We start from the raw sequence: 24,063 nt of genomic DNA on the forward strand, positions 1-24,063 counted from the left end.
TGGGCTGCTGTCTCTGCCGGTCGCCGGGTGCGGGCCCGCGGTCATGGCGCGGCCTCGGCCGGGATGCCTGCCGCGGTCGCGCCGTGGCCGGACACGGCCGTGAGGGTGAGGACCATGGTCATGCCGCCACCGGGCGTGTCCTCCGCGGTCAGCGTGCCGCCCATCGCCTCCATGAACCCGCGGGCGACGGCGAGTCCGAGGCCGACGCCCGCACCACGCGGGGCGTCACCGTAGCGCTGGAACGGTTCGAAGATCCGCTCCTTCGCGTCGTCGGGCACTCCCGCGCCGCGGTCGGCGACCCGCAGCTCGACCCGGCGCCCCAGGGAGCTGGCGGCGACCGTGACGGGGACGGTGTCCGGGCTGTACTTGACGGCGTTCTCGACGATGTTGGCCACGGCCCGCTCGAGCAGTCCGCGGTCCACGGCCACCATCGGCAGCGACTCGGGGATGTCCAGCTCGACGCTGTCCGCGGGGACCCCGACGAGCGCCAGGGGGATCACCTCGTCGAGCGACGTCTCGCGGATGAGCGGGGTGACGGTCCCGGTCTGGAGCCGGGACATGTCGAGCAGATTGCCCACCAGGTGGTCGAGGCGGTCGGCGCCCTCCTCGATCCCGGCCAGCAGCTCCGCCTCGTCCTCCTCGGACCAGGCGACGTCGTCGGACCGCAGCGAGGTGACCGCCGCCTTGATGCCGGCCAGCGGGGTACGCAGGTCGTGGCTGACGGCGGCGAGCAGCGCCGTGCGTATCCGGTTGCCCTCGGCGAGCTCCCTCGCCTGTTCCGCCTCCCCCACGAGCCGCTGCCGGTCCACGACGACGGCCGCCTGTGTGGCGAAGGCGGCCAGCACGCGCCGGTCCTCCGCGGGCAGCACCCGGCCGGAGAGCGCCATGGCCATGCGGTCACCGACCGGCATGTCCACGTCCGCGTCGTCGGGGCGGGTCGCCGGCCGGGGGCCGACGCTCGCCGTGCAGGTCCACGGGTCGACGTCGCTCTCGCGCTCGAGCAGGGCGACGGACTCCATGGCGAACGTCTCCCGTACCCGTTCCAGGAGGGCGTCCAGGGCGGTGTCGCCGCGCAGGACGCTGCCGGCGAGGAACGAGAGGATCTCGGACTCGGCCTTCAGCCGGGCCGCCTGGTGGGTGCGGCGTGCGGCGAGGTCCACCACGGAGGCCACCGCCACGCCGACCGCGAAGAAGATCACGATGGCGACGAGGTTCCGCGGCTCGGCGATGTCGAGGGTGTGGGTGGGCGAGGTGAAGAAGTAGTTCAGCGCCAGCGACCCCACGGCGGCGGAGGCCAGCGCCGGCAGCAGCCCGCCCAGCAGGGCCGCGATCACGGTCAGGAAGAGGAAGAGCAGGACGTTGTTGGCGAGACCCGGCCCGTTCTCGAGGCTGGTGAGCAGCACGGTGAGCAGGGCCGGGCCGACCACGCCGACCAGCCAGCCGCCGACGATCCGGGAGCGGCCGAGCCGGGTCCCCCGGGGGCCCGGCAGACCCCTGCCCTTGCCCGCCTCGTCGTGGGTGACGATGTGGACGTCGAGGTCGGGGCCGGAGTCGCGGGCGACGGTGGCGCCGACGCCCGGCCCGAACAGGTACTGCCAGGCCTTGCGGCGGCTGGAGCCGAGGACGATCTGGGTGGCGTTGACGCCGCGTGCGAACTCGAGCAGCGCGGAGGGCACGTCGTCACCGATGACATGGTGGAAGGTGCCGCCGACGTCTTCGACGAGGGTGCGCTGTACGGCGAGCTCCTTGGGCGATGCGGACGTCAGTCCGTCGCTGCGGGCGATGTAGACGGCGAGGACCTCGCCGCCCGCTCCCTTCTCCGCGAGCCGGGCCGCGCGCCGGATGAGGGTGCCGCCCTCGGGTCCGCCGGTGAGACCGACGACGATGCGTTCGCGGGCCTGCCAGGTGGAGCGGATGTTGTGCTCGCCGCGGTACTGCTGGAGGTACTCGTCGACCCGGTCGGCGAGCCACAGCAGGGCCAGTTCCCGCAGCGCCGTGAGGTTGCCGGGGCGGAAGTAGTTCGACAGGGCCGCGTCGACCTCGTCCGGCTGGTAGATGTTGCCGTGGGCCATCCGGCGGCGCAGGGCCTGGGGAGCCATGTCGACGAGTTCGATCTGCTCCGCCCTGCGGACCACCTCGTCGGGGACGGTCTCCCGCTGCCGCACACCGGTGATCGTCTCGACGACGTCGCCGAGCGACTCCAGGTGCTGGATGTTGACGGTCGATATGACGTCCGTCCCGGCCGCGAGGAGCTCCTCCACGTCCTGCCAGCGCTTGCTGTTGCGTGAGCCGGGGACGTTGGTGTGGGCGAGTTCGTCGACGAGGGCGACCGCGGGGCGGCGTTCGAGTACGGCGTCGATGTCCATCTCGGTGAAGACGACGCCCCGATGGGTGATCCTCCGACGCTCGATCTGCGTGAGGCCGTCCAGCAGACGCGCGGTGCGGGGGCGGTCGTGCGTCTCGACGAGCGCCACGACGCAGTCGGTACCGCGTTCCGCACGGCGGTGCGCCTCGGACAGCATCGCGTACGTCTTGCCGACGCCCGGTGCCGCGCCCAGGTAGATCCGTAGCTTGCCGCGTCCCATGGCCTCATTGTCTTTCGAACACTGCGTTGCGCAGCGTCGACCTTACGTCGAAAGAAAGGGGCGAAGCGGACGGTCCGGGACCACGGGGTGCGTATTGACGCGATTCTGATACGGCGGCGGGGCAGCTCCCCGGCGTCCCGGGGCGCCGGAGGGCGCGGCCGTCGGGTCTTCCCGGGCCCCCGGCCTCAGGTCCGTGCGGCCCCCTCGTCGGGGCGCGGGACCGCCCGGCGGGACGGGTTCGTTCTCGTCCGGTCGGGCGCCGAAGGCCGGGTCAGGCCTCGACGATCTCGCCGTCGGCCAGTTCCAGTACCCGGTCGGCGAGGCCCAGGAGCTGAGGGTCGTGCGTGGCGACGAGGGCTGTCACGTTCTCGCTGCGGACCACCGCGCGCAGCAGTTCCATCACGGCCAGCCCCGTCTCCGCGTCGAGCTGTCCGGTCGGCTCGTCGGCGATGAGCAGCTTGGGCCGGTTGGCGAGCGCGCGGGCGATGGCGACACGCTGCTGCTGTCCGCCGGACAGCTCGCCCGGGCGCTGCGCGGCATGGTCGGCGAGGCCCACCAGGGCGAGCAGGAGCGCGACGCGCTCCTCCCGCTCACGCGGGTCCGCCTTGCGCAGCCGCATCGGCACACCGACGTTCTCCGCCGCGCTCAGGATCGGGATCAGCCCGAACGACTGGAAGATGAAGCCGATCCGGTCGCGCCTAAGCTCCAGCAGGCCGTTCTCGCCGAGTTCGGAGAGGTCGGTGCCGTCGACGGTGATCCGCCCCTGGTCCGGGGTGTCGAGACCGCCGACCAGATTGAGCAGCGTGGTCTTGCCGGAGCCCGACCGGCCTTTGAGGGCGACCAGTTCGCCCCGGGGGATCTCGAAGGACACTCCGCGCAGCGCGTGGACGGCCGCGGCTCCCGTGCCGTACGAACGGTGCAGGTTCTCGATCCGCACCATGGGCCGCGACGCGTCGTCGACGACGGCCGTGCCCGACTGTGCGCTGCTGCTCTCGGTCATCCGGATGTCCCCCCGTGCCTGATCGTGTCCGGCACAGTATGTGCAGGGGCCATGCGCACGGGCAACGGTCGCGCGGAAACCCGTGCGAGAGGCGTGCGGAACGGTCCGTGGGCCCGCACCCGGGGGTGCGGGCCCACGGGCCACAACGCTGTCGTACGAGGTCGCCGACCGCTGTCAGCGCACCTCGGTGATCTCGGGGCCGCGCTGGAGCTGGCCCATGCCCCCGGAGAACCGGGAGCCTTCCTGCTCCTCCTGCTGGACGCCCTCGGGCACCATCTGCGCGTCTTCCGGCAGCTTGAGGACGATCGGGTCACGAGGCGCCATCGGGCCTTCGCCGCGCACCACGACGGTGTCCCTGAAGATCTGCTCGAGCAGACCGGCCGCCTGCGGCTGCACCGCGCCCTGCCCGGAGATCACTCCGCGCAGGAACCAGCGGGGGCCGTCGACGCCGACGAAGCGCACCATCTGCACACCGCCGGTGCCGTCCGGGAGCTGTACGGGCACCTGGGCGCGCAGCTCCCAGCCGAGCGGGCCCTCGACCTCGTCGATGATGCCGCCCTGCTGGGTGATACCGGAGGCGATCTCCTCGCGGACCTCGCCCCAGATGCCCTCCTTCTTGGGCGCCGCGAAGGCCTGGAGCTGTACGGCGCTGTCGCGCAGCACGACGGTGGCCGCGACGATGGCGTCACCGGCGACCTCGACCCGCAGTTCCATGCCCTCGACCCCGGGCACGAACAGGCCGCCGAGGTCGACCCGGCCCTCGCCGGGCCTGGAGACCTCGGAGACGTCCCAGGGGCCGTCGGGCCGGGGCGCCGGCGGGAGGTTCACCCGGCGGGCGCCGCTGTCCCCGGCTTCCGTGCCGAGCTCGGCAGACTCGTCGGCGACTCGCTCGGCGCCGTCCGCTGCGTCCGCCGCGTCCCCGGCGGAACCACTCTTCTTGCGACGTCCGAACACGTCACTGTCCTTCCCGGTCGGATACGACCGAAGCGTATCGATTCCCACCCGTAGAGCCGTCCACGGCGGCATGACCGCCGGTGGACCCGAAGCCCCCCTCGGCCCGCGCAGAACCGGGAAGCTCCGCCACCTCGTGGAAGCGCACCTTCTCGACCTGCTGGACGACCAGTTGGGCGATCCGGTCGAACCGTTCGAACCGCACGCTCTCGCGTGGATCGAGATTGACCACGATCACCTTGATTTCCCCACGGTACCCGGCATCAATCGTCCCTGGGGCATTCACGAGGGCGACTCCGCAGCGGGCGGCGAGCCCGGACCGGGGGTGAACGAAGGCCGCGTACCCGTCGGGCAGGGCGATCGACACTCCGGTGGGCAGCACGGCACGCTCACCGGGGGCGAGTTCGACGGCCTCGCACGTCACCAGATCGGCGCCCGCGTCGCCCGGGTGACCGTAGGCAGGAAGCGGCACCTCGGGGCGCACGCGGCGGATGAGCACGTCGACGGGATCACGCATCAGGGGTTCACCTCGAAGGCGCGTGCGCGCCGGACCTGGTCGGGGTCGGCCATCGCGGCCTGGATCTCGGCGGGGCGGCCGTTCTCGATGAAGTGGTCGACCTTGACCTCGATGAACAGGGCGGACGCCCGCACGGCCACCGGCCCGTCGGGGCCTCCGATGCGTCCGGTGGCGGTCGAGTAGATCTTGCGGCCGGCGACGGCGGTGACCTCGGCGTCGAGGTGCAGCACGGTGTCGACCGGCACGGGTCGCACGAAGTCGGTCTCGAGCTTGCCGGTGACCGCGATGACCCGCAGCAGCCAGTTCAGCGAGCCGAGCGTCTCGTCGAGCGCGGAGGCGAGCACCCCGCCGTGCGCGAGACCGGGGGCGCCCTGGTGCGCGGCCTTGACGGTGAACTCGGCGGTGACGCGGACGCCATCCTGTGCCCGTGCCTCGAGGTGCAGACCGTGGGGCTGCTGCCCGCCGCACCCGAAGCAGTGCCCGTAGTGCGCGCCGAGGAGTTCACCCGGGGCGGGCGCGTCGGGGTGCCGCACCGGCGCCGTGGCGTCGGCCGGCGGGGTCAGGGCCGAGGAACCGGCCGGGGGTTCGGGGGTCGCCCCCCGGGAGTTCGCGTTGCTCACAGGCGCAGACCTTACCCGCGCGGCTACCCGCAGGTCGCACCGTGCCAAGCTTGGATTCATGCAGCCTTCCGCCCCGCAGTACGCAGAACGCCTGACCGCGCCCCGAGCCTGGTGGGCCGTCACCGCCCTCGTCGCCCTCTCCGGCGGTCTGATCCTGCTGCCGCTGGGGCCCCTGCCGATGCTGGGCGGGGTGATCGCCGCGGGTGCGCTGGCGTCGGCGCTGGTCAGCTCCTACGGCTCGGCCCGGATCCGGGTGGTGGCCGGCTCCCTCGTCGCCGGGGACGCGCGGATCCCGGTCTCCGCGCTCGGCGAGCCTGAGGTGCTCGACGCGGAGGAGGCGCGGGCCTGGCGGCTCCACAAGGCCGATCCGCGGGCCTTCATGCTGCTGCGCAGCTACATCCCGACGGCTGTACGGATCGAGATCACCGATCCGGAGGACCCGACGCCGTACGTCTATCTGTCGACACGGGACCCGCAGGCGCTGGCCGCCGCCCTGACGGCCGTCCGCGCGGCGTAGGGCCCGGTCCCGCCGTCGGTCAGGCGCCGCTCGGTCCCAGGGGCAGTTGCGGGTGCTGGATGGGGTGCTGCGGCTGCTCGAGGGGCGGCAGTGCGGGGAGCGCGTCCCACGGGACCTGCCTGTTGCGCAGGTCGGCGCGGATACGGTCGGCGAGCTTCCTGGTGTCCCGGCGGTTCATCACGGCGCCGACGGCGGCTCCGACCATGAACGGCATCAGGTTCGGAAGATTGCGGACCATGCGCTTCATGATCTGCTGGCGCAGTTGGCGCTTGAGCTGTCCGCCCATCGAGACGTTGTACGTCGAGGGCTTGGTGACCTCGATTCCGCGCTCCTGGGACCAGGCGTTCAGATACGCGGTGCTGCGGTCCTTGAGGCCGCCGGGCGGCCGCACCCCGTAGACCTCGTGGAGCTCGGCGATGAGCTTCAGCTCGATGGCGGCGACGCCGACGATCTCCGCCGCGAGCTCGGTCGGCATCGCCGGCGGCACGGGCATCATCGCGGCGGCGCCGATACCGGCGCCCACTGTGGATGTGGCGTTGGCCGCTCCCGCGACCAGCTTGTCGGCAAGCTGCTCGGGGGAGAGGCCGGGAAACTGCCTGCGCAGCTTCTCCAGATCACGCACCGGGATACGCGGCGCGTTGTCGATCAGCACGTCGGCGATGTGCGCGAGCGCCGCCTTGGCGCTCTCCTTGCTCCTCACGAGCCTGGTGCGCGCGCCCTGTCCCCGCCGGACGAGGCCCGCCCTCGCGCTCTCGCCGCCCTTGACGACGCCCTTCGTGACCGCGGCCAGGCGTCGGGCCCTGGTCGGGGACCCTGCCTGGCCGGTGGTTCCGAGCGAGGCCGGCAGGCCTCGCTCCACACCCTCGGTCGCGTCGTACGGCAGCAGCGCGGACAAGTCCTCCGCGGACGCCGCGGCGTCCTGTGAGGGGCCCGTACCGCCCTGGTGCGCCTCCGGCTGTCCATGACGCCGGAAGCGCCGCTTCCCGGACGGTTTCTCGCCTGCCACTGGCGGCCCTGCCTCAGTCGCAGTCGCGGCAGATGGGCTGGCCGTTCTTCTCACGCGCCAGCTGGCTGCGGTGATGCACGAGGAAGCAGCTCATGCAGGTGAACTCGTCGGCCTGCTTGGGCAGGACCCGGACGGCGAGCTCCTCGTTGGACAGGTCGGCCCCGGGGAGCTCCATGCCCTCCGCGGCCTCGAACTCGTCGACGTCGACGGTCGAGGTGGACTTGTCGTTCCGCCGGGCCTTCAGTTCCTCAAGGCTGTCCGAATCGACGTCGTCGTCGGTCTTGCGTGGGGTGTCGTAGTCCGTTGCCATGTCGCTCTCCCCCTCTGGGTGGTTGCGGTGTCTCAGCGCACGTAACGCGTGAGAGGCCGGACTTGTGCCCGACCTGAGGCGGAGATTTTGCCTCACATCAAGGTCTGTTACTCAATCGACACCCAACCGGACCCCTCGGGAGTGATCGGGTTGGATGGCGATGGGGACCGTACACGGTCCGCAAGCGTGCTTCACGAGCGCCACCCCGTGTACTTCCCGTGATGTCACCCCCCGGAAACCCGGGCTTTTACCGGCTTTCCGCACGATGATCGATCACGCAGCGTAGATGGATCCGATTCGTCCCGTGTGATTGATCGCACATGGATTCGCCGGATGCCGTTTCCGAAAATTCCGCTTAAAGCGAACATCGGCCCAGGAACTCAGACCGGAAGAGTGACACGCATCACCAGCCCGCCCCCCTCGCGCGGCACCGCGGAAATGCGGCCGCCGTGGGCGCGGGCCACCGATCGCGCGATGGAAAGGCCCAGGCCGACCCCCTTGTCGCTGCCCGTGCGCTCCTGGCGCAGGCGCCTGAACGGCTCGAAGAGGTTGTCGATCTCGTACGCGGGAACCACCGGTCCGGTGTTGGTCACCAGCAGCACCGCCTGGCCGTGCTCGACATCCGTGGTCACCTCCACCCAGCCGCCCGGCACGTTGTACCGGACGGCGTTCTGCACGAGGTTCAGCGCGATCCGCTCCAGCAGCACGCCGTTGCCCTGGACGACCGCGGCCCGGCGCTCGCCCCGCACCTCCACGCCCGTCTCCTCCGCCTCCGAGCGGACCTGGTCCATGGCGCGTGAGGCCACCTCCGCCAGGTCCACCGGCTTGCGCTCGACGATCTGGTTGTCGCTGCGGGCGAGCAGCAGCAGGCCCTCGACAAGCTGCTCGCTGCGCTCGTTGGTGGCCAGCAGCGTCTTGCCGAGCTGCTGGAGCTCCACGGGAGCTCCGGGATCGGAGAGGTGCACCTCGAGCAGCGTGCGGTTGATCGCCAGGGGCGTGCGCAGTTCGTGCGAGGCGTTCGCCACGAACCGCTGCTGGGCGGTGAAGGCCCGCTCCAGTCGGTCCAGCATCTCGTCGAAGGTGTCGGCGAGCTCCTTGAGCTCGTCGTCGGGTCCGTCCAGCTCGATCCGGCGCGAGAGGTCGGAACCGGCCACCTGGCGCGCGGTGCGGGTGATCCGGCCCAGCGGCGACAGCACCCGGCCGGCCATCGCGTAGCCGAAGGCGAACGCGATGATGCTCAGGCCGAGCAGGGCGAACAGGGAGCGGCGCAGCAGGTCGTCCAGCGCCAGTTCGCGCTGGTGCTGAAGACAGGCGGAGACGGCCTGGTTGAACTGCTCGCCGGAACCCTCCTCCGGGAGCGTGCACCAGTCCGTGGTGGGCTGGACCTTGCCCTCGACGATCTTGAAGGGCAGATCCGCGACGCCGACGTGCAACGCCTGCGCGGTGAAGAGGTAGATGATCGACAGCAGCAGGATGCCCGCGATCAGGAACATCCCGCCGTACAACAGCGTGAGCCGTATCCGGATGGTGGGGCGCAACCAGGGACGGCCCGGCTCCCTGGGGTCCCAGGTCGGCTTCGGAGGCGCCTCCGGCGGCGCGGGAACGCTGGCCACGCGATCAGATCCGGTAACCGGAACCAGGCACCGTGACGATCACGGGCGGTTCGCCGAGCTTGCGGCGCAAGGTCATCACGGTCACCCGCACCACGTTGGTGAACGGGTCCGTGTTCTCGTCCCAGGCCTTCTCCAGCAGCTGCTCCGCCGAGACGACCGCGCCCTCGCTGCGCATCAGGACCTCCAGGACCGCGAACTCCTTGGGGGCCAGCTGGATCTCCCTGCCGTCCCTGAAGACCTCGCGACGGTTCGGATCGAGCTTGATGCCGGCACGCTCCAGCACCGGCGGCAGCGGCACCGTCGTACGCCGCCCGAGGGCACGCACACGTGCGGTGAGCTCGGTGAACGCGAACGGCTTGGGCAGATAGTCGTCGGCGCCGAGCTCCAGGCCCTCCACGCGGTCGCTCACATCCCCGGAGGCCGTCAGCATCAGCACCCGGGTCGGCATGCCCAGCTCGACGATCCTGCGGCAGACGTCGTCCCCGTGGACCAGGGGGAGGTCGCGGTCGAGCACCACCACGTCGTAGTCGTTGACCCCGATGCGCTCGAGGGCGGCGGCGCCGTCGTACACGACGTCGACCGCCATGGCCTCCCGGCGCAGTCCGGTGGCCACCGCATCGGCGAGCAGCTGCTCGTCCTCGACGACGAGTACGCGCACGTCGACTTCCTCTCTCGGGAGCCCCGTCACCGTGACAGGGCAGGTCTGGGCACTGACTGTGCGGCTCCATCCTGCCCGTTACGCGCGTAAACCGGCTGTAAGGCGAACAGGCTCGACAACCGCACCGCGGAATAAGGAGGATTTCCGGGACAGTTGAGGTTTCCACCCGGGAAGGCCTGGGGAGGACGACTGCACATCCCGATCACGCCCTGTGTGTGGCGCACCACGACCTGTTCCAGGGTTGATCAACCCACCGTCGGCACACCCCCGTGCCACCGACCTACGACGAGGGGGCGCATCATGGACGCTTTCACTGCCGGACTGCTGCAGCGCATAAAGGCCGCCGAGGACGACCTGACGGTCGCCCGGGAGACGGGCGACGACTTCCTCGCTGACGTCGAGCAGGCGGAGCTGGAGGACCTCCACCGCCTCGCCGCCGAGCACGGGGTGAAGCTCACCGCGGCCTGATCCCCGACCGTGCAGCCCAGAGGCCCGGCCCCGCGAAGCGGGTCCGGGCCTCTGGCATGGGGCGGGCCCGCGAAATCAGCCTCGCCGGCGTTTGAGGCGCGGGGGTCCGGGGGCAGAGCCCCCGGTTTCGGGAAGGGGCGGGGAGGGGAAACGCCCGCCGCAGGCGGCACGCGCACGCGCTCAGTCGTGCCACGCCCCCAGTTCCTCCAGCAACGCCTGCAACGGCTCGAAGACCCCCGGCACCGCCGCCACCGTGAGGTCGCCGGAGGGGCCGTCCCCGGGGCGGCCCCCGGTCAGCGCGCCGGCCTCGCGGGCGATCAGGTCGCCCGCGGCGAGGTCCCACGGGCTGAGCCCGCGCTCGTAGTAGCCGTCCAGGCGGCCCGCCGCCACGTCCGCCAGGTCGATCGCCGCCGAGCCGCTGCGCCGGATGTCGCGCAGCTGCGGGATCAGCCGCTGGGCGACGTCCGCCTGGTGGGTGCGGACGGTGTGGACGTAGTTGAAGCCGGTCGAGACCAGGGCCTGGTCCAGCGGGGGCGCCGGCCGGCACCGTACGGGCCGGTCGTTCAGGAACGCGCCGCCGCCCCGCACCGCGTGGAAGGTCTCGCGGCGCATCGGTGCCTCGACGACGCCCACCACGGTCTCGCCGTCGAGCTCCGCGGCGATCGAGACGGCCCAGGTCGGCAGCCCGTACAGGTAGTTCACGGTGCCGTCGAGCGGGTCGATGACCCAGCGCACACCGCTGGTGCCCACCGTGGCCGCGCCCTCCTCGCCGAGGAAACCGTCGTCCGGGCGGTGCTCGGTGAGGAAGCCGGTGATCAGCTTCTCCGCCGCGATGTCCATCTCGGTCACGACGTCGATGGGGCTTGACTTCGTCCTGGCGACGCCCAGGTCGTCCGGGCGGCCGTCCCTGAGCAGCGCGCCGGCCTTACGGGCGGCTTCCAGGGCGAGGGGCAGCAGTTCGGACGTGAGCGGGTCGGTCACAGGGGTCTCCTTCACGCGTACGGGCTGTCGGCGCCGGCCGCCGCGGGCTTGGGCGCGCGGGCCGGGCAGCATCCGACGGGGCAGAGGTAGTGACTCGGGCCGAGCGTTCCGAGCGCGCAGCGTTCCGCCGGGATGCCGCGCTCACTGGCGGCCCGTTCCAGCAGGAGGTCGCGCACCGCGCCGGCGAACCGCGGGTCCGCGCCCACGGTCGCGGAGCGGCGCACCGGCAGACCCAGCTCCGCGGCCTTGGCGGTGGCCTCCGTGTCGAGGTCGTACAGGACCTCCATGTGGTCGGAGACGAAACCGATCGGGACCATGACGGCAGCCGGCGCGCCGGCGGCGTGCAGGCTCTCCAGGTGGTCGCAGATGTCCGGTTCCAGCCAGGGGATGTGCGGGGCGCCGCTACGGGACTGGTAGACGAGCTCCCAGGGGTGCTCGACGCCGGTCTCGTGGGCGACGGCCTCGGCGACGGTCCGGGCCACGTCGAGGTGCTGGCGGACGTAGGCGCCGCCGTCCCCGTGATCGTCGGCGGGGCCGGAGGCGTCGGCCGCGGAGGTCGGGATCGAGTGCGTGGTGAAGGCGAGGTGCGCACCGGCGCGGACATCTTCCGGCAGGTCGGCGAGGGAGGCGAGAACGCCGTCGATCATGGGCCGTACGAAGCCGGGGTGGTTGAAGTAGTGCCGCAGCTTGTCGACCCGCGGCAGTGGCCGCCCCTCCGCCTCCAGCGTCGCCAGCGCGTCCGCGAGGTTCTCCCTGTACTGGCGGCAGCCGGAGTACGAGGCGTATGCGCTGGTGGCGAGGACGGCGATGCGCCGGTGTCCCGCGTCTGCCATCTCGCGCAGGGTGTCGGTGAGGTACGGCGCCCAGTTGCGGTTGCCCCAGTGGACCGGCAGGTCCAGCCCGTGCTCGGCGAAGTCCTTGCGAAGGGCTTCGAGCAGCGCCCGGTTCTGGTCGTTGATGGGGCTGACGCCGCCGAAGAGGAAGTAGTGCTGCCCCACTTCCTTCAGCCGTTCCTTCGGGATGCCTCGGCCGCGGGTCACGTTCTCCAGGAACGGGACCACGTCGTCGGGGCCTTCGGGGCCGCCGAACGAGAGCAGCAGAAGGGCGTCGTAAGGCGCTGGGTCACGCAGATCGGACATGAGGTCGATCCTGCCACCCGCCTCCGACAGCGGAAAAACCGCGGTGCGCGCGCGGAGGTTCGGCGCGTAATCTGTGAAGGCTGCCCTTACGCCTTACCGGAGTCCCTGTTGCCCAGTCCGTACCGCGCGATTTTCGCCACCCCCGGCTCTTTGGGGTTCTCCACCGCCGGCCTCCTCGGCCGGATGCCGCTGTCCATGCTGGGCATCGGGATCATGACCATGGTCTCCGAGCTCACCGGACGCTACGGTCTGGCCGGCACGCTCACCGCGACGCTCGCGCTGTCCGCGGCCGTGCTGGGCCCGCAGGTCTCCCGTCTGGTGGACCGCCACGGCCAGCGCCGGGTGCTGCGTCCCGCCACTCTCGTCACGCTCGCCGCCGTCACCGGACTGTTGATCTGCGCCCAGCAGGGAGCGCCGGACTGGACGCTGTTCGCCTTCACGGCCGTCGCGGGCTGTGCGCCGAGCGTCGGCGCGATGACCCGGGCGCGCTGGGCGGCGCTCCTGGAGGGCTCGCCGCGGGAGCTGCACACCGCCTACTCGGTCGAGTCGATCATCGACGAGGTGTGCTTCATCTTCGGGCCGATCATCTCCATCGGGCTGTCCACCCTGTGGTTCCCGGAGGCCGGACCGCTGCTCGCGGCCGGGTTCCTGCTGGTCGGCGTCTGGTGGCTGACGGCTCAGCGGGCCACGGAGCCGAAGCCGCACCCGGCGTCCCACGACACCGGCGGCAGCGCGCTGCGCTCCCCCGGTCTCCAGGTGCTGGTCGCGGCGTTCGTCGCCACCGGAGTGATCTTCGGCGCGGTGGACGTGGTCACGGTGGCGTTCGCGGAGGAGACGGGGCACAAGGCCGCGGCGAGCTGGGTGCTCGCGGTCTACGCGCTCGGTTCCTGCCTCGCGGGCGCCGTCTTCGGCCTGTTGCACCTGAAGGGTGAGCCCGCCCGCAGGTGGGTGCTGGGCGTCTGCGCGATGGCCGTGAGTATGATCCCCCTCCAACTGGCCGGGAGCCTGCCGTTCCTGGCCGTGGCGCTCTTTGTCGCGGGCCTTGCCATCGCGCCGACGATGGTGACGACCATGGCCCTCGTCGAGGCGCACGTACCGCGCAGCAAGCTGACCGAGGGCATGTCCTGGACCGGTACCGGGCTCGCGGTCGGCGTCGCACTGGGTTCCTCGGCCGCCGGCTGGGTGGTCGACGCGCAGGGCGCCGCTGCGGGGTACGCGGTGCCCGGCGTCGCAGGGGTGTTCGCGGCCGTGGTGGCGTTCCTGGGGTACCGCCGGCTGCGCAGGCCGGTGCCGATGCGGGAGGGGCAGCGTGAGCAGCGTGATCAGGACCCGGAGCAGCGGGAGCAGTCCGTGGCGTAACTGGGCGGGGACCGTTGTCTCCCGGCCCGCGAGGGAAGTCCGCCCCGCGTCCGTGGAGGAGCTCGCCGACGCGGTCCGCTCGGCGGTCTCCGAGGGCCTTCGGGTCAAGACGGTCGGCACGGGCCATTCGTTCACGGCCATAGCGGCGACCGACGGGCTGCTGATCCGGCCGGACCTGATGACGGGGATCCGCCGGATCGACCGCTCGGAGATGACCGTCACCGTCGAATCGGGCACCCCGCTCAAGCGGTTGAACACCGCCCTCGCCCGTGAGGGGCTGTCGCTCACGAACATGGGCGACATCATGGAGCAGACCGTGGCCGGCGCTACGTCGACCGGTACGCACGGCACCGGCCGTGACTCCGCCTCGATCGCCGCCCAGATCAAGGGCCTTGAGCTGGTGACGGCCGACGGGGCGGTGCTGACGTGCTCGGAGAAGGAGAATCCCGAGGTCTTCGCCGCGGCCCGGATCGGTCTGGGCGCGCTCGGAGTCGTCTCGGCGATCACGTTCGCGGTGGAGCCGGTCTTCCTGCTGACCGCCCGTGAGGAACCGATGTCCTTGGACCGGGTCCTGGCGGACTTCGACGCCCTGCACGCGGAGAACGAGCACTTCGAGTTCTACTGGTTCCCTCACACCGGGAACTGCAACACCAAGCGCAACAACCGCAGCTCCGGCCCGCCTGCGCCGCCCGGCAGGGTCGGCGGCTGGATCGAGGACGAGCTGCTGTCCAACGGGGCCTTCCAGGTGGCCTGTTCGCTGGGCCGCGCGGTCCCGGCGGCCGTTCCCGCGATCGCCAGGCTCTCCAGCCGCGCGCTGTCCGCCCGTACCTACACGGACATTCCCTACAAGGTCTTCACATCGCCCCGCCGGGTGCGGTTCGTGGAGATGGAGTACGCGGTGCCCAGGGAGGCCGCGGTCACGGCGCTGCGCGAGCTCAGGGCGATGATCGAACGCTCGCCGCTGCGGATCGGGTTCCCGGTCGAGGTACGCACGGCCCCCGCCGACGACATCGCGCTGTCGACCGCCTCGGGCCGGGAGACGGCGTACATCGCGGTGCACATGTACCGCGGCACGCCGTACCGTTCCTACTTCACCGCCGTGGAGTCGATCATGACCGCCCACGGCGGGCGGCCGCACTGGGGAAAGATCCACACGCGGGACGCGCGACACCTCGCGGACGTCTACCCGCGGTTCGGCGAGTTCACCGCCCTGCGCGACCATCTGGACCCGGACCGGGTCTTCCAGAATCCGTATCTGCGCCGGGTGCTGGGCGACTGACGCCGGCCGAATGCGCCGCTCTCCGCGGGCCGTTCGTCGCCTTCCTGACGTTCCGTCCACTCATCGGGCTTCTGACTCACCTTCAGCCGCCTTGCGCCATCTGCCCGCTGCGCACCGAGATAGGACATGTGAGCGAAGAGAATAGTTCCGTTTCTGGTGCTTCTGTGAAGCACAACACCTGGTCAGCCCGCGTTCGAGCGCCGATCCAGCACCCCCCTGCCGAAGTTCGGCGGCGCGGCTGTCCACCCGGATGGCCCGAATGGAGTACTGTGGCGAGCCCTGGGCCCGGCCTCCCTCGTGGTGTCCGGATCCCCAGGTTGGGGGCCGAAAGCGGCGCTCGATCCGGCGGCACCGCGGTGAAGCATGGAGATCTATCGCTCAGAGTGACGACCGATCACGCTGAGTGGCCAATAGATCACCGTGCCATAACGGCGATCCAGGGCTCGCGCCCGACACGCCGGGCAACTCGGCAAGGTTGTGGCAGGCTGCACCCGGGCAGGCCACACTCGACTCGACTAGCGGAAGCAGCGACGCAGGTGACGTCGGCAGGCACCACCCGGGAGGTCCCCATGCCCGAACTGCGTGTCGTGGCCGTCTCCAACGACGGCACACGACTGGTGCTCAAGGCTGCGGACAGCACGGAATACACGCTTCCGATCGATGAGCGCCTGCGTGCCGCCGTGCGTAACGACCGTGCCAGGCTCGGCCAGATCGAGATCGAGGTGGAGAGCCATCTCCGCCCCCGTGACATCCAGGCCCGTATACGTGCCGGTGCCTCCGCGGAGGAGGTCGCCCAGCTCGCCGGCATCCCCGTCGATCGCGTGCGCCGCTTCGAGGGCCCGGTCCTCGCCGAGCGCGCCTTCATGGCGGAGCGGGCCCGTAAGACGCCCGTACGCCGCCCCGGTGAGAACACCGGTCCGCAGCTGGGCGAGGCCGTGCAGGAGCGGCTGTTGCTGCGCGGTGCCGAGAAGGACACCGTCCAGTGGGACTCGTGGCGCCGCGACGACGGCACCTGGGAGGTCCTGCTCGTGTACCGGGTCGCGGGCGAACCGCACTCGGCGAGCTGGACCTACGACCCGCCGAGGCGGCTCGTCCAGGCCGTCGACGACGAGGCACGCGCCCTGATCGGTGAGACCGACGACACGATCGCGCAGGAGCCGAGCTTCCCGTTCGTCCCGCGCATCGCGCGTCTGCCCAGGGACCGGCCGCTGGACCGTGCCCTGGACCGGCAGATCGAGCGCCCGGCCGTGCCGTCCGCCGACGCGGACGACAAGGACGAGCGGGACTCGCTGACCAGCCTGCTGGAGGCCGTGCCGAACTTCCGCGGCGACATGGTCGTGCCCGAGCGGCCCGTGGCGTCGGAACCGCCCGCCGTCGAGCCCGGCCAGGAGGCCGAGGCCGAGGAGGAGCCGGTGGCGCCCGCCGCGTCGGCCGGCGCGGGTTCCGCGTACGCGGACGTGCTGATGCCGCGCTCCGTGGCCGGCCATCGGGACCGCCTGACGGGCACCACCGACCGGCAGGCGGAGGCGGACGGCGTCCGCCCCGGCCGTCGCGCCGCCGTGCCGAGCTGGGACGAGATCGTCTTCGGCACACGCCGTAAGAAACAGGAGTAAGAAACGTTCCGCACAAGGGCCGGCCCCATGGGGACCGGCCCTTGTGGTGTGCGCGGATCAGCCCGGCTGCGGTCCGGTCGCGACCGGACGGTCCGGGTTCCGCGACCACTCGGACCACGAGCCCGCGTACAGGGCCGCGTCGAAGCCGGCGAGCTCCAGGGCCAGCACCTGCTGGGCGGCCGAGACGCCGGACCCGCAGTAGACGCCGACGGGTCCCGAGTCCTCATGGGCCCCGAGTTCCATGAACCGCGCCGCCAGCCACTCGGCAGGGCGGAAGCGGCCCTGGTCGTCCAGGTTCTCCATGGTCGGCGCGGAGACGGCACCCGGGATGTGCCCGGCGATCGGGTCGATGGGCTCCACCTCACCGCGGTAACGCTCCCCCGCACGCGCGTCGAGCAGCAGGCCGTCACGGGCCGTCGCCGCCGCCTCGTCGGCGTCCAGCAGGGGCAGCGCCCCCGGCTTCGGCTCGAAGGAGCCCTCCTGCGGTACGGGAACCGTCGTCTCGAGCGGCCCCGTCCACGCCGCGAGTCCGCCGTCCAGCACCCGGACGTCGTCGTGCCCGGCCCAGCGCAGCAGCCACCAGGCGCGAGCCGCGCCCCAGCCCTTGTCGGCGTCGTACACGACGACAGAGGTAGCGGGACCGACGCCCGCACGGCGCATCACCGCGCCGAACTCCGCGACGTCGGGCAGCGGATGACGCCCGCCGGCTCCGGGCGGACCGGCCAGTTCGGCGTCGAGGTCGACGAAGACGGCACCCGGGATGTGCCCGGCCTCGTACTCGGGCCGACCGTGCGGCCCGCCCAGCCGGTAGCGGACATCGAGAAGGACCGGCGGGGTGGGGCCGGCGAGCTCGGCGGCGAGATCGGCCGCGGAGATGATCGGATTCATACGGCCATCCTTGCGCACCTGCCTGGCGCACCGTAACACCCCCGAAGCGGATGAGCCCCACCAAAACGGGCAACCTCCGGCGGGAACCCGCCATATCCGGCGCGGCCAGGGCGCAGCAGGCCCTTGGTGATGACAACATCGGCTCGAGCGCAACGGTCTCCGCAGAGCCTCCCCCGACCGTGGACGCGCCAGGTCCCCCCGTACGGCCACCACGATGGTCCGAGGAGAGAGTGACGATGACCGAGGCGACTCGGCGCCCCCCGGGCACACCCTGCTGGGTGAGCCTCATGGTGCACGGCCTTGACGCGACACAGGAGTTCTACGCGGCGCTGTTCGGCTGGGAGTTCTCGCCCGGCCCCACGCAGCTGGGGCCCTACGTCCGCGCGATGCTCGACGGCAAGGTGGTGGCCGGCATCGGCCGGCTGCCCGCCGACCGCCATCTGCCCGTCGCCTGGACCGCGTATCTGGCGAGCGACGACGCCGACGTGACCGCGGAGGCGATCCGCAGCTGCGGCGGCACGATCGGCGTCGGGCCGCTCGACGCCGCCGACGCGGGACGGCTGGTCATCGCCTCCGACCCGGCGGGCGCGGTGTTCGGGGTCTGGCAGGCGGCGGGGCACACCGGCACCGCCGTGCACGGCGCGCACGGGACACCCGTCTGGAACGAGCTGCGGACCAGGGACACTTCGTCGGTCGGCAAGTTCTACCAGGCGGTCTTCGGCCATGACGCCAAGGAGGACGGCACGGGGCCCGACCGGCTCACGCTGCGGCTCGACGGCCGTCCCGTCGCCACGGTGCGGGGGATGGGCCAGGCCCTGCCGCGCGACCGCGGCCCGCACTGGATGACGTACTTCGAGGTCGAGGACACCGACGCGGCCGCGCACCGGGTGGTGGAACTGGGCGGGCATGTCGTCGAGGCGCCCGGGCCGGGCCCGCGCGGGCGTGCGGCGACCGTCAGCGACCCCGAGGGCGCCGTCTTCACGATCGTACGGTCGGACGTCCTCTGACATCACGGGCGTCACGGCCGTCGGCACCGCCGTCCGCGTCGGTCTCGACGGGCAGGACGTCCGGGGAGAGAGCCGCCGCGTGGGCAGAGGCGGCCGTCATCCGCCGGCGGTGGTGACGCCGGCACAGGACCTCGTAACCGATCTCGTCCGGTGACTGGTTGACGTCCCCGACGACGACCTGCGCGCCTTCGACCACCATCACGCCGCCGACGGTGCGGGCGTTGTGAGTGGCCCGCGCACCGCACCAGCACAGCGCCTCGACCTGAAGCACCTCGACCCGGTCCGCGAGTTCGACGAGCCGCTGCGAGCCGGGGAACAGCTTGGAGCGGAAGTCCGTGGTGATACCGAAGGCGAAGACGTCCAGTTCCAGGTCGTCGACGACGCGGGCGAGCTGGTCGATCTGTTCCGGCGCGAGGAACTGCGCCTCGTCGGCGATCACATAGTCGCAACGGCCGCCCTTGGAGAAGCGGTCGACGAGGTACGCGTAGAAGTCGAAGCCCTCGGCGGCCTCGACCGCGTCGGTGACCAGTCCCAGCCGCGACGAGAGCTTGCCCTCGCCGGCCCGGTCGTCACGCGTGAAGATCATGCCCTGCAGGCCGCGCGCGGACCGGTTGTGCTCGATCTGAAGAGCGAGGGTGCTCTTTCCGCAGTCCATCGTTCCGGAGAAGAACACCAGCTCGGGCATGGGGGGTGGAGACCTTTCGGGTCAGGCGGCGGGGAGGATCACGTGCCTACCCGGCGGGTCAGGTACGGGCTCGGCGGGTCACGAGCGTACTTCGAGGAGCGGCACGAGCTGTTCGGCGGGAGTCATCGAGCCGTGCATGCCCACCATGGCGGACTCGTTCGGTTCGTTGACGGAGGCGGTGATCACCACATCGTCGTGCGCGGCGGCCACGACGTCGCCGATCCGCCCGTACACCCTGTCGTCGACCTCCGGGCCGAACCAGCCTGCGGCGACGGCCTCGTCGCGGCTCGCGACCCAGAACTGCTCCCCCAGCACCTCGCGCCACACGGCGAGGACGTCGTTCTCCGCGCCGGGCACGGCGTACACATGGCGTGCCCTGCCCTCGCCGCCGAGCAGGGCGACACCGGCCCGCAGTTCCCAGTCCTCGTCGAAGTCGATGCGGGACTGCTCGTCGAAGGGGATGTCGATCATGCCGTGGTCGGCGGTAACGTACAGCGCGGCGCGGGGCGGCAACTGGTCGGCGAGCCGCTCCACCAGCCGGTCCGCGTACATCAGTTGTCCGCGCCAGGCATCCGAGTCGATGCCGAACCGGTGCCCCTTGCCGTCGACCTCGCTGTAGTACGTGTAGACCAGCGAACGGTCACCCGCGGCCAGTTGCTCGGCGGCGAGGTCCATACGCTCCTCGCCGGTCAGCCGGCCGTGGAACGTGCCGCCGCTGAGCGCGACCTTGGTGAGCGGCGTCTGCTCGAACGCGGGCGACGACACCTGGGCGGTGTGCACCCCCGCCCGGTCCGCCAGCTCGAAGACGGTGGGATAGGGCTGCCAGGCCTTCGGCGAGGTCCACGGCCTCCAGCGGAGCTGGTTCATCAGCTCGCCGGTCTCCGGGTTGCGCACCGTGTAGCCGGGCAGGCCGTGCACGCCCGGCGGGAGGCCCGTGCCGACGGAGGCGAGCGAGGTGGCGGTGGTGGCGGGGAACCCGGCCGTGATGGGCGCTCCGGTACCGCCGCGGGACGTGCCGAGGAGCGAGGTCAGGAACGGCGCCTCGTCGGGGTGGGCCCTGATCTGCTCCCAGCCGAGCCCGTCGATCAGGAAGACGCAGTTCCGGTCGGCGGGCGTGAGCTCGGCGATGGACTGCTCGAGCCCCGGGACACCCTGGCCCGCGGCGAGGGTGGGGAGCAGGTCGGCGAGCGAGCCGCTGCCGTACTCGGGCGCGGGCGCCGCGTACACATCGAGCGAGACGGGGTCGTCCGGCCACACTGCGGGCTGGGCCATCAGCGCGTGGCTGCCGTGGCTTCGGAGAGCGCCTGGGCGAAGACCAGGGTCTGGCGGACGGTGTCGGGCCCGTCACCGGCCTCGCTGACGCGCAGGCTGAGGTCGTCGGCGGTGGAGTTGCCGGTGTAGCCGTGGTCGGCGTCGCAGTTCGGGTCGCCGCAGGCGGCGGGCTCCAGGTCGAGGCGCGAGACCGCGCCCCAGCCGATGGTCAGGACGACCTCGCGGGGCAGCGTGCCGGGGGTGTACGACTCCGGGTTGGCGACCACGCGGCTGACGACGACCGACGAGATCCGGCCGAGCTTCACCGACTCGGTGGACGTGGTGGCGTACGGGGTCGGGGAGCCGGAGTCGGCGGCCTGCTCGTCGGTGTGGCTGACGATGAACCGGTTCGCCGTCAGGACGAGGACGGTGACATGGCGGCGGACCTCGTTCGCGTCGAACGTGGTCTCCTGGTGCACCAGGTACGACGCGATCGGCTCGCCGCCGACGGCGGCTTCCACCGCCTCGGCCACGAGTGCCGGGTAGTAGCCGCTGCGCTCGATCGCGGCGCGCAGCCCCTGGGTCGTCGTACCGGTCTTCGCCATGCGGTCCATCCTACGGGGCCCCAGGGGCACCGGGCGCTCAGTAGCTGGGGAGCCGGCGGGGGCCGAGATCGCTTCGGGGCGGCGGCGGGGCCAGTCGTACGGACGCGTCCAGCACGGTGAGGCCGTGCTGGGCGACGACGACGGGCTCGAGGCTGATGCCGACCACTTCCGGGTGGTCGTCGACCAGTCGTGACACGCGCAGCAGCAGTTCCTCGAGCGCGGAGGTGTCGACCGGGGCGGATCCGCGCCAGCCGAACAGCAGCGGCGCCGCGCGGATGGTGCGGATCAGCTCGGTCGCGTCACGGTCGGTGGCGGGAACGAGCCGGTGGGCGGTGTCGCCGAGCAGTTCGGAGGCCACACCGGCCAGTCCGAAGGAGAGCACGGCTCCGACGGCGGGATCGATGGCCGCGCGCACGACGGTGTCCACACCGCGCGGCACCATGGCCTGCACGACCGGCTGGAGCTCGGCGGGCTTGCCGAGCGTCTCCGTCAGCTCGCGGTACGCCTGGCGCAGCTGCGTCTCGTCGGCCAGGTCGAGGCGTACCCCGCCGAGATCGGCGCGGTGGCGCAGGTGGGGGGCGGTGGTCTTGAGCGCGACCGGGTAGCCCAGCCGCGCGGCGGCCTGCACGGCGGCGCCCGGATCGGGCGCGGGCAGGGTGGGCCGCACATGGACGCCGTAGCGCGCCAGGAGTGCGTGGGCGTCGGCCGTGGCGAGGGTGAATCCCCGGTCGTCGTCCGCCGCCTCGAGCATCCGCTCGATGTGTGCGGCGGCTCCGGCCTCGTCGATGTCGTCGTACACGGGGACCCGGCCGGGCTCCGCGGCGTGCCGTCGCCACTGGGCGTACCGCACGGCCTCTGCGAGGGCCCGAGCGGCGCGCTCGGCGGCGGGGTAGGCGGGGATCCGGCGGGTGTCGTCTCCGGGCGACGACGACGGGCCGCTGCCGTCGGCGGACCCTGTGGCGCCGGGGTCCGGGGGCGCGGTTTCCCCGGGCCGGCCGACGGCCGGGCGGGGCGCCTCGCTCAGCGTCGCCGCGCCGGGGCCGGCGGGCTCGTGATCCCCGTCGCGTTCGGCGGTGTCGGCCCGCGCGGAGGGGTCGGACGGCGGGGCAGTGCTGGCAGCCGCCGCGAGGGCGTCGGCCAGCGCACCCATCTCCACATGGACGACCGCCACGGGTTTGGCCGGGGCCGTGGCCGAGGCGTCTCGGAGGGCAGTGGCGAGGACCTCGCCGTCGCCCGATTCCGTGACGCCGTTCTCGCCGACCCAGGGGATCGCCGTGATGACGACGGCGTCGCACCCGTCGTCCTCCAGCGCTTCCGCGAGGGCGGCGCGGAAGTCCGAGGGCGTGGCCGCCGTCGTGAGGTCGCGCGGCGGGAGCGGACGCAGCCCCTCCGTGAGGCAGGCGTCGTACGTGAGCAGGCCGAGCGACTCGGAGTTGCCGAGGATCGCCACCCGCGGCCCGCGGGGCAGCGGCTGCCCGGCCAGCATCAGGCCCGCGTCGACGAGTTCGGTGACCGTGTCGACGCGGATCACTCCCGCCTGGCGCAGCAGCGCCCCGACGGTCGCGTCCGGGATACGGGTGAACGGCACCGCGTGGCCCGGCGGCACGCTGCCGCTGTGCCGAGCCCCCTTGACCACCACGACCGGCTTGACCGCGGCGGTCCGGCGGGCGAGGCGGGTGAACTTGCGGGGGTTGCCGATGGACTCCAGGTACATCAGGACGACATCGGTGTCCGGGTCCTCGTGCCAGTACTGGAGGAAGTCGTTGCCGGAGACGTCCGCGCGGTTGCCGGAGGAGATGAACGAGGACAGGCCCGCGCCGCGCCGGTGGAGTCCCGACAGCAGCGCGATGCCGATCGCCCCGGACTGGGTGAACAGGCCGATCCGCCCGGGCACGGGGGCCTCGGGGGCCAGTGAGGCGTTGAGCCGGACGGCGTCCGAGGTGCTGATGATCCCGAACGAGTTGGGCCCGATGATCCGCATTCCGTACGAGCGGGCCTGCCGCACCAGCTCGCGCTGGCGCTCCCGTCCCGCCCGGCCGCTCTCCGCGTATCCGGCGCTCAGCACCACGAGCCCCTGCACTCCGTGCTCGCCGCAGTCCGCGACCACGTCGGGCACCCGCTCCGCCGGGACGGCGACGACCGCCAGGTCGACGGGCTCGGAGATCTCGCCGACCGACCGGACGGCGGGCACACCGTCGATCTCGCGCTGCTCCTGCGGGAAAGCGCGGTTGACCGCGTACACCCGGCCCGTGAACCCGCCGTCCAGGAGGTTGCGCAGCGCGGTGCGTCCGACACCGCCGGGCAGCCGGCCTGCGCCGACGACGGCCACGGAGCCGGGAGCGAGCAGCCGCTGGACCGAGCGCGCCTCGGCGCGCTGCTCGCGTCCGCGCTGCACGGCGAGGGACTCCGCCGTCGGTTCGAGGTCGAGGGTCAGATGGACGGATCCGTCCTCGAAGCTGCGCCGCTGTGTGTATCCGGCGTCCCGGAACACCTTGATCATCTTGTTGTTGGCGGGCAGCACCTCGGCGGCGAAGCGCCGGATGCCCCGCTCCCGCGCCACCGCCGCGATGTGCTCGAGCAGCGCGGACGCGACACCGCGCCCCTGGTGCGCGTCCTGAACGAGGAAGGCGACCTCCGCCTCGTCCGCGGGGGCGCTCGCCGGCCGGCCCTGCGCGTTGATGCGGTCGTAGCGGACCGTGGCGATGAAGTCGCCGCCGACCGTCACCGCGAGTCCGACCCGGTCGACGTAGTCGTGGTGCGTGAACCGGTGGACGTCCTTGTCGGAGAGCCGCGGGTAGGGGGCGAAGAAGCGGTAGTACTTCGACTCGTCCGAGACCTGCTCGTAGAAGCTGACCAGCCGGTGGGCGTCCTCTGGCGTGATGGGCCTGATCCGGGCGGTGCCGCCGTCGCGCAGCACCACGTCTGCTTCCCAGTGAGCGGGGTAGGCGTGCTCCTGCGAGGTCTGCATGGGGGAAAGCCTACGCGCGGCCACCGGTCGCGGAGGCGGTTGC

22 protein-coding genes are annotated in these 24,063 nt (G+C 72.0%); 6 read left to right on the plus strand and 16 right to left on the minus strand.

What is annotated here, in order from left to right; genetic code table 11:
• Positions 1–41 precede the first annotated feature (41 nt).
• The 5 genes from ACTMTU_RS30285 to ACTMTU_RS30305 all read right to left on the minus strand — a co-directional run bounded on the left by ACTMTU_RS30285 (position 42) and on the right by ACTMTU_RS30305 (position 5,673).
• Positions 42–2,585 carry a DUF4118 domain-containing protein gene (locus tag ACTMTU_RS30285; RefSeq protein ID WP_441266618.1) on the minus strand — a complete coding sequence of 848 codons (2,544 nt, stop codon included), beginning with the start codon at positions 2,583–2,585 and terminating at the stop codon, positions 42–44.
• Positions 2,586–2,856: 271 nt separating this feature from the next.
• Complete coding sequence (locus ACTMTU_RS30290) at positions 2,857–3,585, minus strand: ABC transporter ATP-binding protein (protein WP_441266619.1); 729 nt, start codon at positions 3,583–3,585, stop codon at positions 2,857–2,859.
• A 174-nt stretch (positions 3,586–3,759) separates the two neighbouring features.
• Entirely contained in the window at positions 3,760–4,539 is a 780-nt protein-coding gene (locus tag ACTMTU_RS30295; protein ID WP_441266620.1) for a DUF3710 domain-containing protein, read from the minus strand.
• A 1-nt stretch (position 4,540) separates the two neighbouring features.
• Positions 4,541–5,053, minus strand: coding sequence for a dUTP diphosphatase (gene dut, locus ACTMTU_RS30300; RefSeq protein WP_441266621.1), 513 nt, complete (start codon positions 5,051–5,053; stop codon positions 4,541–4,543).
• On the minus strand, positions 5,053–5,673 hold the full coding sequence (locus tag ACTMTU_RS30305; RefSeq protein ID WP_441266622.1) for a PaaI family thioesterase: 621 nt from the start codon (positions 5,671–5,673) through the stop codon (positions 5,053–5,055). Before ACTMTU_RS30305 ends, dut begins: the two co-directional genes overlap by 1 nt.
• A 58-nt stretch (positions 5,674–5,731) precedes the next feature.
• Here ACTMTU_RS30305 and ACTMTU_RS30310 point away from each other — a divergent pair, with 58 nt between their 5' ends.
• Complete coding sequence (locus ACTMTU_RS30310; protein WP_441266623.1) at positions 5,732–6,190, plus strand: DUF3093 domain-containing protein; 459 nt, start codon at positions 5,732–5,734, stop codon at positions 6,188–6,190.
• A gap of 19 nt (positions 6,191–6,209) precedes the next feature.
• Here ACTMTU_RS30310 and ACTMTU_RS30315 read toward each other — a convergent pair whose 3' ends face one another.
• The 4 genes from ACTMTU_RS30315 to ACTMTU_RS30330 form a co-directional block, all read right to left on the minus strand.
• Positions 6,210–7,196: a hypothetical protein gene (locus tag ACTMTU_RS30315; protein WP_441266624.1), complete on the minus strand. Its 987-nt coding sequence runs from the start codon at positions 7,194–7,196 to the stop codon at positions 6,210–6,212.
• Positions 7,197–7,209: 13 nt separating this feature from the next.
• A complete protein-coding gene (locus ACTMTU_RS30320; RefSeq protein ID WP_005310959.1) occupies positions 7,210–7,506 on the minus strand; it encodes a DUF4193 domain-containing protein in 297 nt (98 codons plus the stop codon).
• Between the two features lie 380 nt (positions 7,507–7,886).
• Positions 7,887–9,119, minus strand: a complete 1,233-nt coding sequence (locus ACTMTU_RS30325; protein ID WP_441266625.1) for a sensor histidine kinase — start codon at positions 9,117–9,119, stop codon at positions 7,887–7,889.
• 4 nt (positions 9,120–9,123) lie between these two features.
• The gene (locus tag ACTMTU_RS30330) at positions 9,124–9,777 is read right to left on the minus strand and encodes a response regulator transcription factor (RefSeq protein ID WP_005310963.1); all 654 of its coding nucleotides are present in this window, start codon (positions 9,775–9,777) and stop codon (positions 9,124–9,126) included.
• Between the two features lie 300 nt (positions 9,778–10,077).
• Between ACTMTU_RS30330 and ACTMTU_RS30335 the strand changes: the two genes are divergently transcribed.
• Positions 10,078–10,245 carry a hypothetical protein gene (locus tag ACTMTU_RS30335; protein ID WP_441266626.1) on the plus strand — a complete coding sequence of 56 codons (168 nt, stop codon included), beginning with the start codon at positions 10,078–10,080 and terminating at the stop codon, positions 10,243–10,245.
• A 180-nt stretch (positions 10,246–10,425) separates the two neighbouring features.
• On the opposite strand, the gene ACTMTU_RS30340 is transcribed toward ACTMTU_RS30335, so the two are convergent.
• Positions 10,426–11,226, minus strand: a complete 801-nt coding sequence (locus ACTMTU_RS30340) for an inositol monophosphatase family protein (protein ID WP_441266627.1) — start codon at positions 11,224–11,226, stop codon at positions 10,426–10,428.
• Between the two features lie 11 nt (positions 11,227–11,237).
• Positions 11,238–12,365, minus strand: coding sequence for a ferrochelatase (locus tag ACTMTU_RS30345; RefSeq protein ID WP_441266628.1), 1,128 nt, complete (start codon positions 12,363–12,365; stop codon positions 11,238–11,240).
• A 108-nt stretch (positions 12,366–12,473) separates the two neighbouring features.
• Between ACTMTU_RS30345 and ACTMTU_RS30350 the strand changes: the two genes are divergently transcribed.
• The 3 genes from ACTMTU_RS30350 (at position 12,474) to sepH (ending at position 16,616) form a co-directional block, all read left to right on the plus strand.
• Positions 12,474–13,724, plus strand: a complete 1,251-nt coding sequence (locus ACTMTU_RS30350; protein WP_441266629.1) for an MFS transporter — start codon at positions 12,474–12,476, stop codon at positions 13,722–13,724.
• Positions 13,675–15,003: a D-arabinono-1,4-lactone oxidase gene (locus ACTMTU_RS30355; RefSeq protein ID WP_441266630.1), complete on the plus strand. Its 1,329-nt coding sequence runs from the start codon at positions 13,675–13,677 to the stop codon at positions 15,001–15,003. Before ACTMTU_RS30350 ends, ACTMTU_RS30355 begins: the two co-directional genes overlap by 50 nt.
• 569 nt (positions 15,004–15,572) lie before the next feature.
• Positions 15,573–16,616, plus strand: a complete 1,044-nt coding sequence (sepH, locus tag ACTMTU_RS30360; protein ID WP_441266631.1) for a septation protein SepH — start codon at positions 15,573–15,575, stop codon at positions 16,614–16,616.
• A 57-nt stretch (positions 16,617–16,673) separates the two neighbouring features.
• Here sepH and ACTMTU_RS30365 read toward each other — a convergent pair whose 3' ends face one another.
• The gene (locus tag ACTMTU_RS30365) at positions 16,674–17,504 is read right to left on the minus strand and encodes a sulfurtransferase (protein WP_441266632.1); all 831 of its coding nucleotides are present in this window, start codon (positions 17,502–17,504) and stop codon (positions 16,674–16,676) included.
• A 236-nt stretch (positions 17,505–17,740) separates the two neighbouring features.
• Between ACTMTU_RS30365 and ACTMTU_RS30370 the strand changes: the two genes are divergently transcribed.
• Positions 17,741–18,511 carry a VOC family protein gene (locus tag ACTMTU_RS30370; protein WP_441266633.1) on the plus strand — a complete coding sequence of 257 codons (771 nt, stop codon included), beginning with the start codon at positions 17,741–17,743 and terminating at the stop codon, positions 18,509–18,511.
• Here ACTMTU_RS30370 and ACTMTU_RS30375 read toward each other — a convergent pair.
• From ACTMTU_RS30375 to ACTMTU_RS30390, 4 genes are all read right to left on the minus strand, one after another.
• Positions 18,483–19,196: a thymidine kinase gene (locus ACTMTU_RS30375; protein ID WP_441266634.1), complete on the minus strand. Its 714-nt coding sequence runs from the start codon at positions 19,194–19,196 to the stop codon at positions 18,483–18,485. The two genes, ACTMTU_RS30370 and ACTMTU_RS30375, sit on opposite strands and share 29 nt — an antisense overlap.
• 78 nt (positions 19,197–19,274) lie before the next feature.
• Positions 19,275–20,468: an alkaline phosphatase family protein gene (locus tag ACTMTU_RS30380; RefSeq protein ID WP_441266635.1), complete on the minus strand. Its 1,194-nt coding sequence runs from the start codon at positions 20,466–20,468 to the stop codon at positions 19,275–19,277.
• Entirely contained in the window at positions 20,468–21,052 is a 585-nt protein-coding gene (locus ACTMTU_RS30385; RefSeq protein WP_159686071.1) for a DUF5998 family protein, read from the minus strand. Before ACTMTU_RS30385 ends, ACTMTU_RS30380 begins: the two co-directional genes overlap by 1 nt.
• A gap of 37 nt (positions 21,053–21,089) precedes the next feature.
• Complete coding sequence (locus ACTMTU_RS30390) at positions 21,090–24,020, minus strand: bifunctional acetate--CoA ligase family protein/GNAT family N-acetyltransferase (protein WP_441266636.1); 2,931 nt, start codon at positions 24,018–24,020, stop codon at positions 21,090–21,092.
• Positions 24,021–24,063: the final 43 nt, after the last annotated feature.

Origin of the sequence: Streptomyces sp. OZ13 (assembly GCF_052068155.1) — a bacterium.
Lineage (GTDB): Bacteria > Actinomycetota > Actinomycetes > Streptomycetales > Streptomycetaceae > Streptomyces.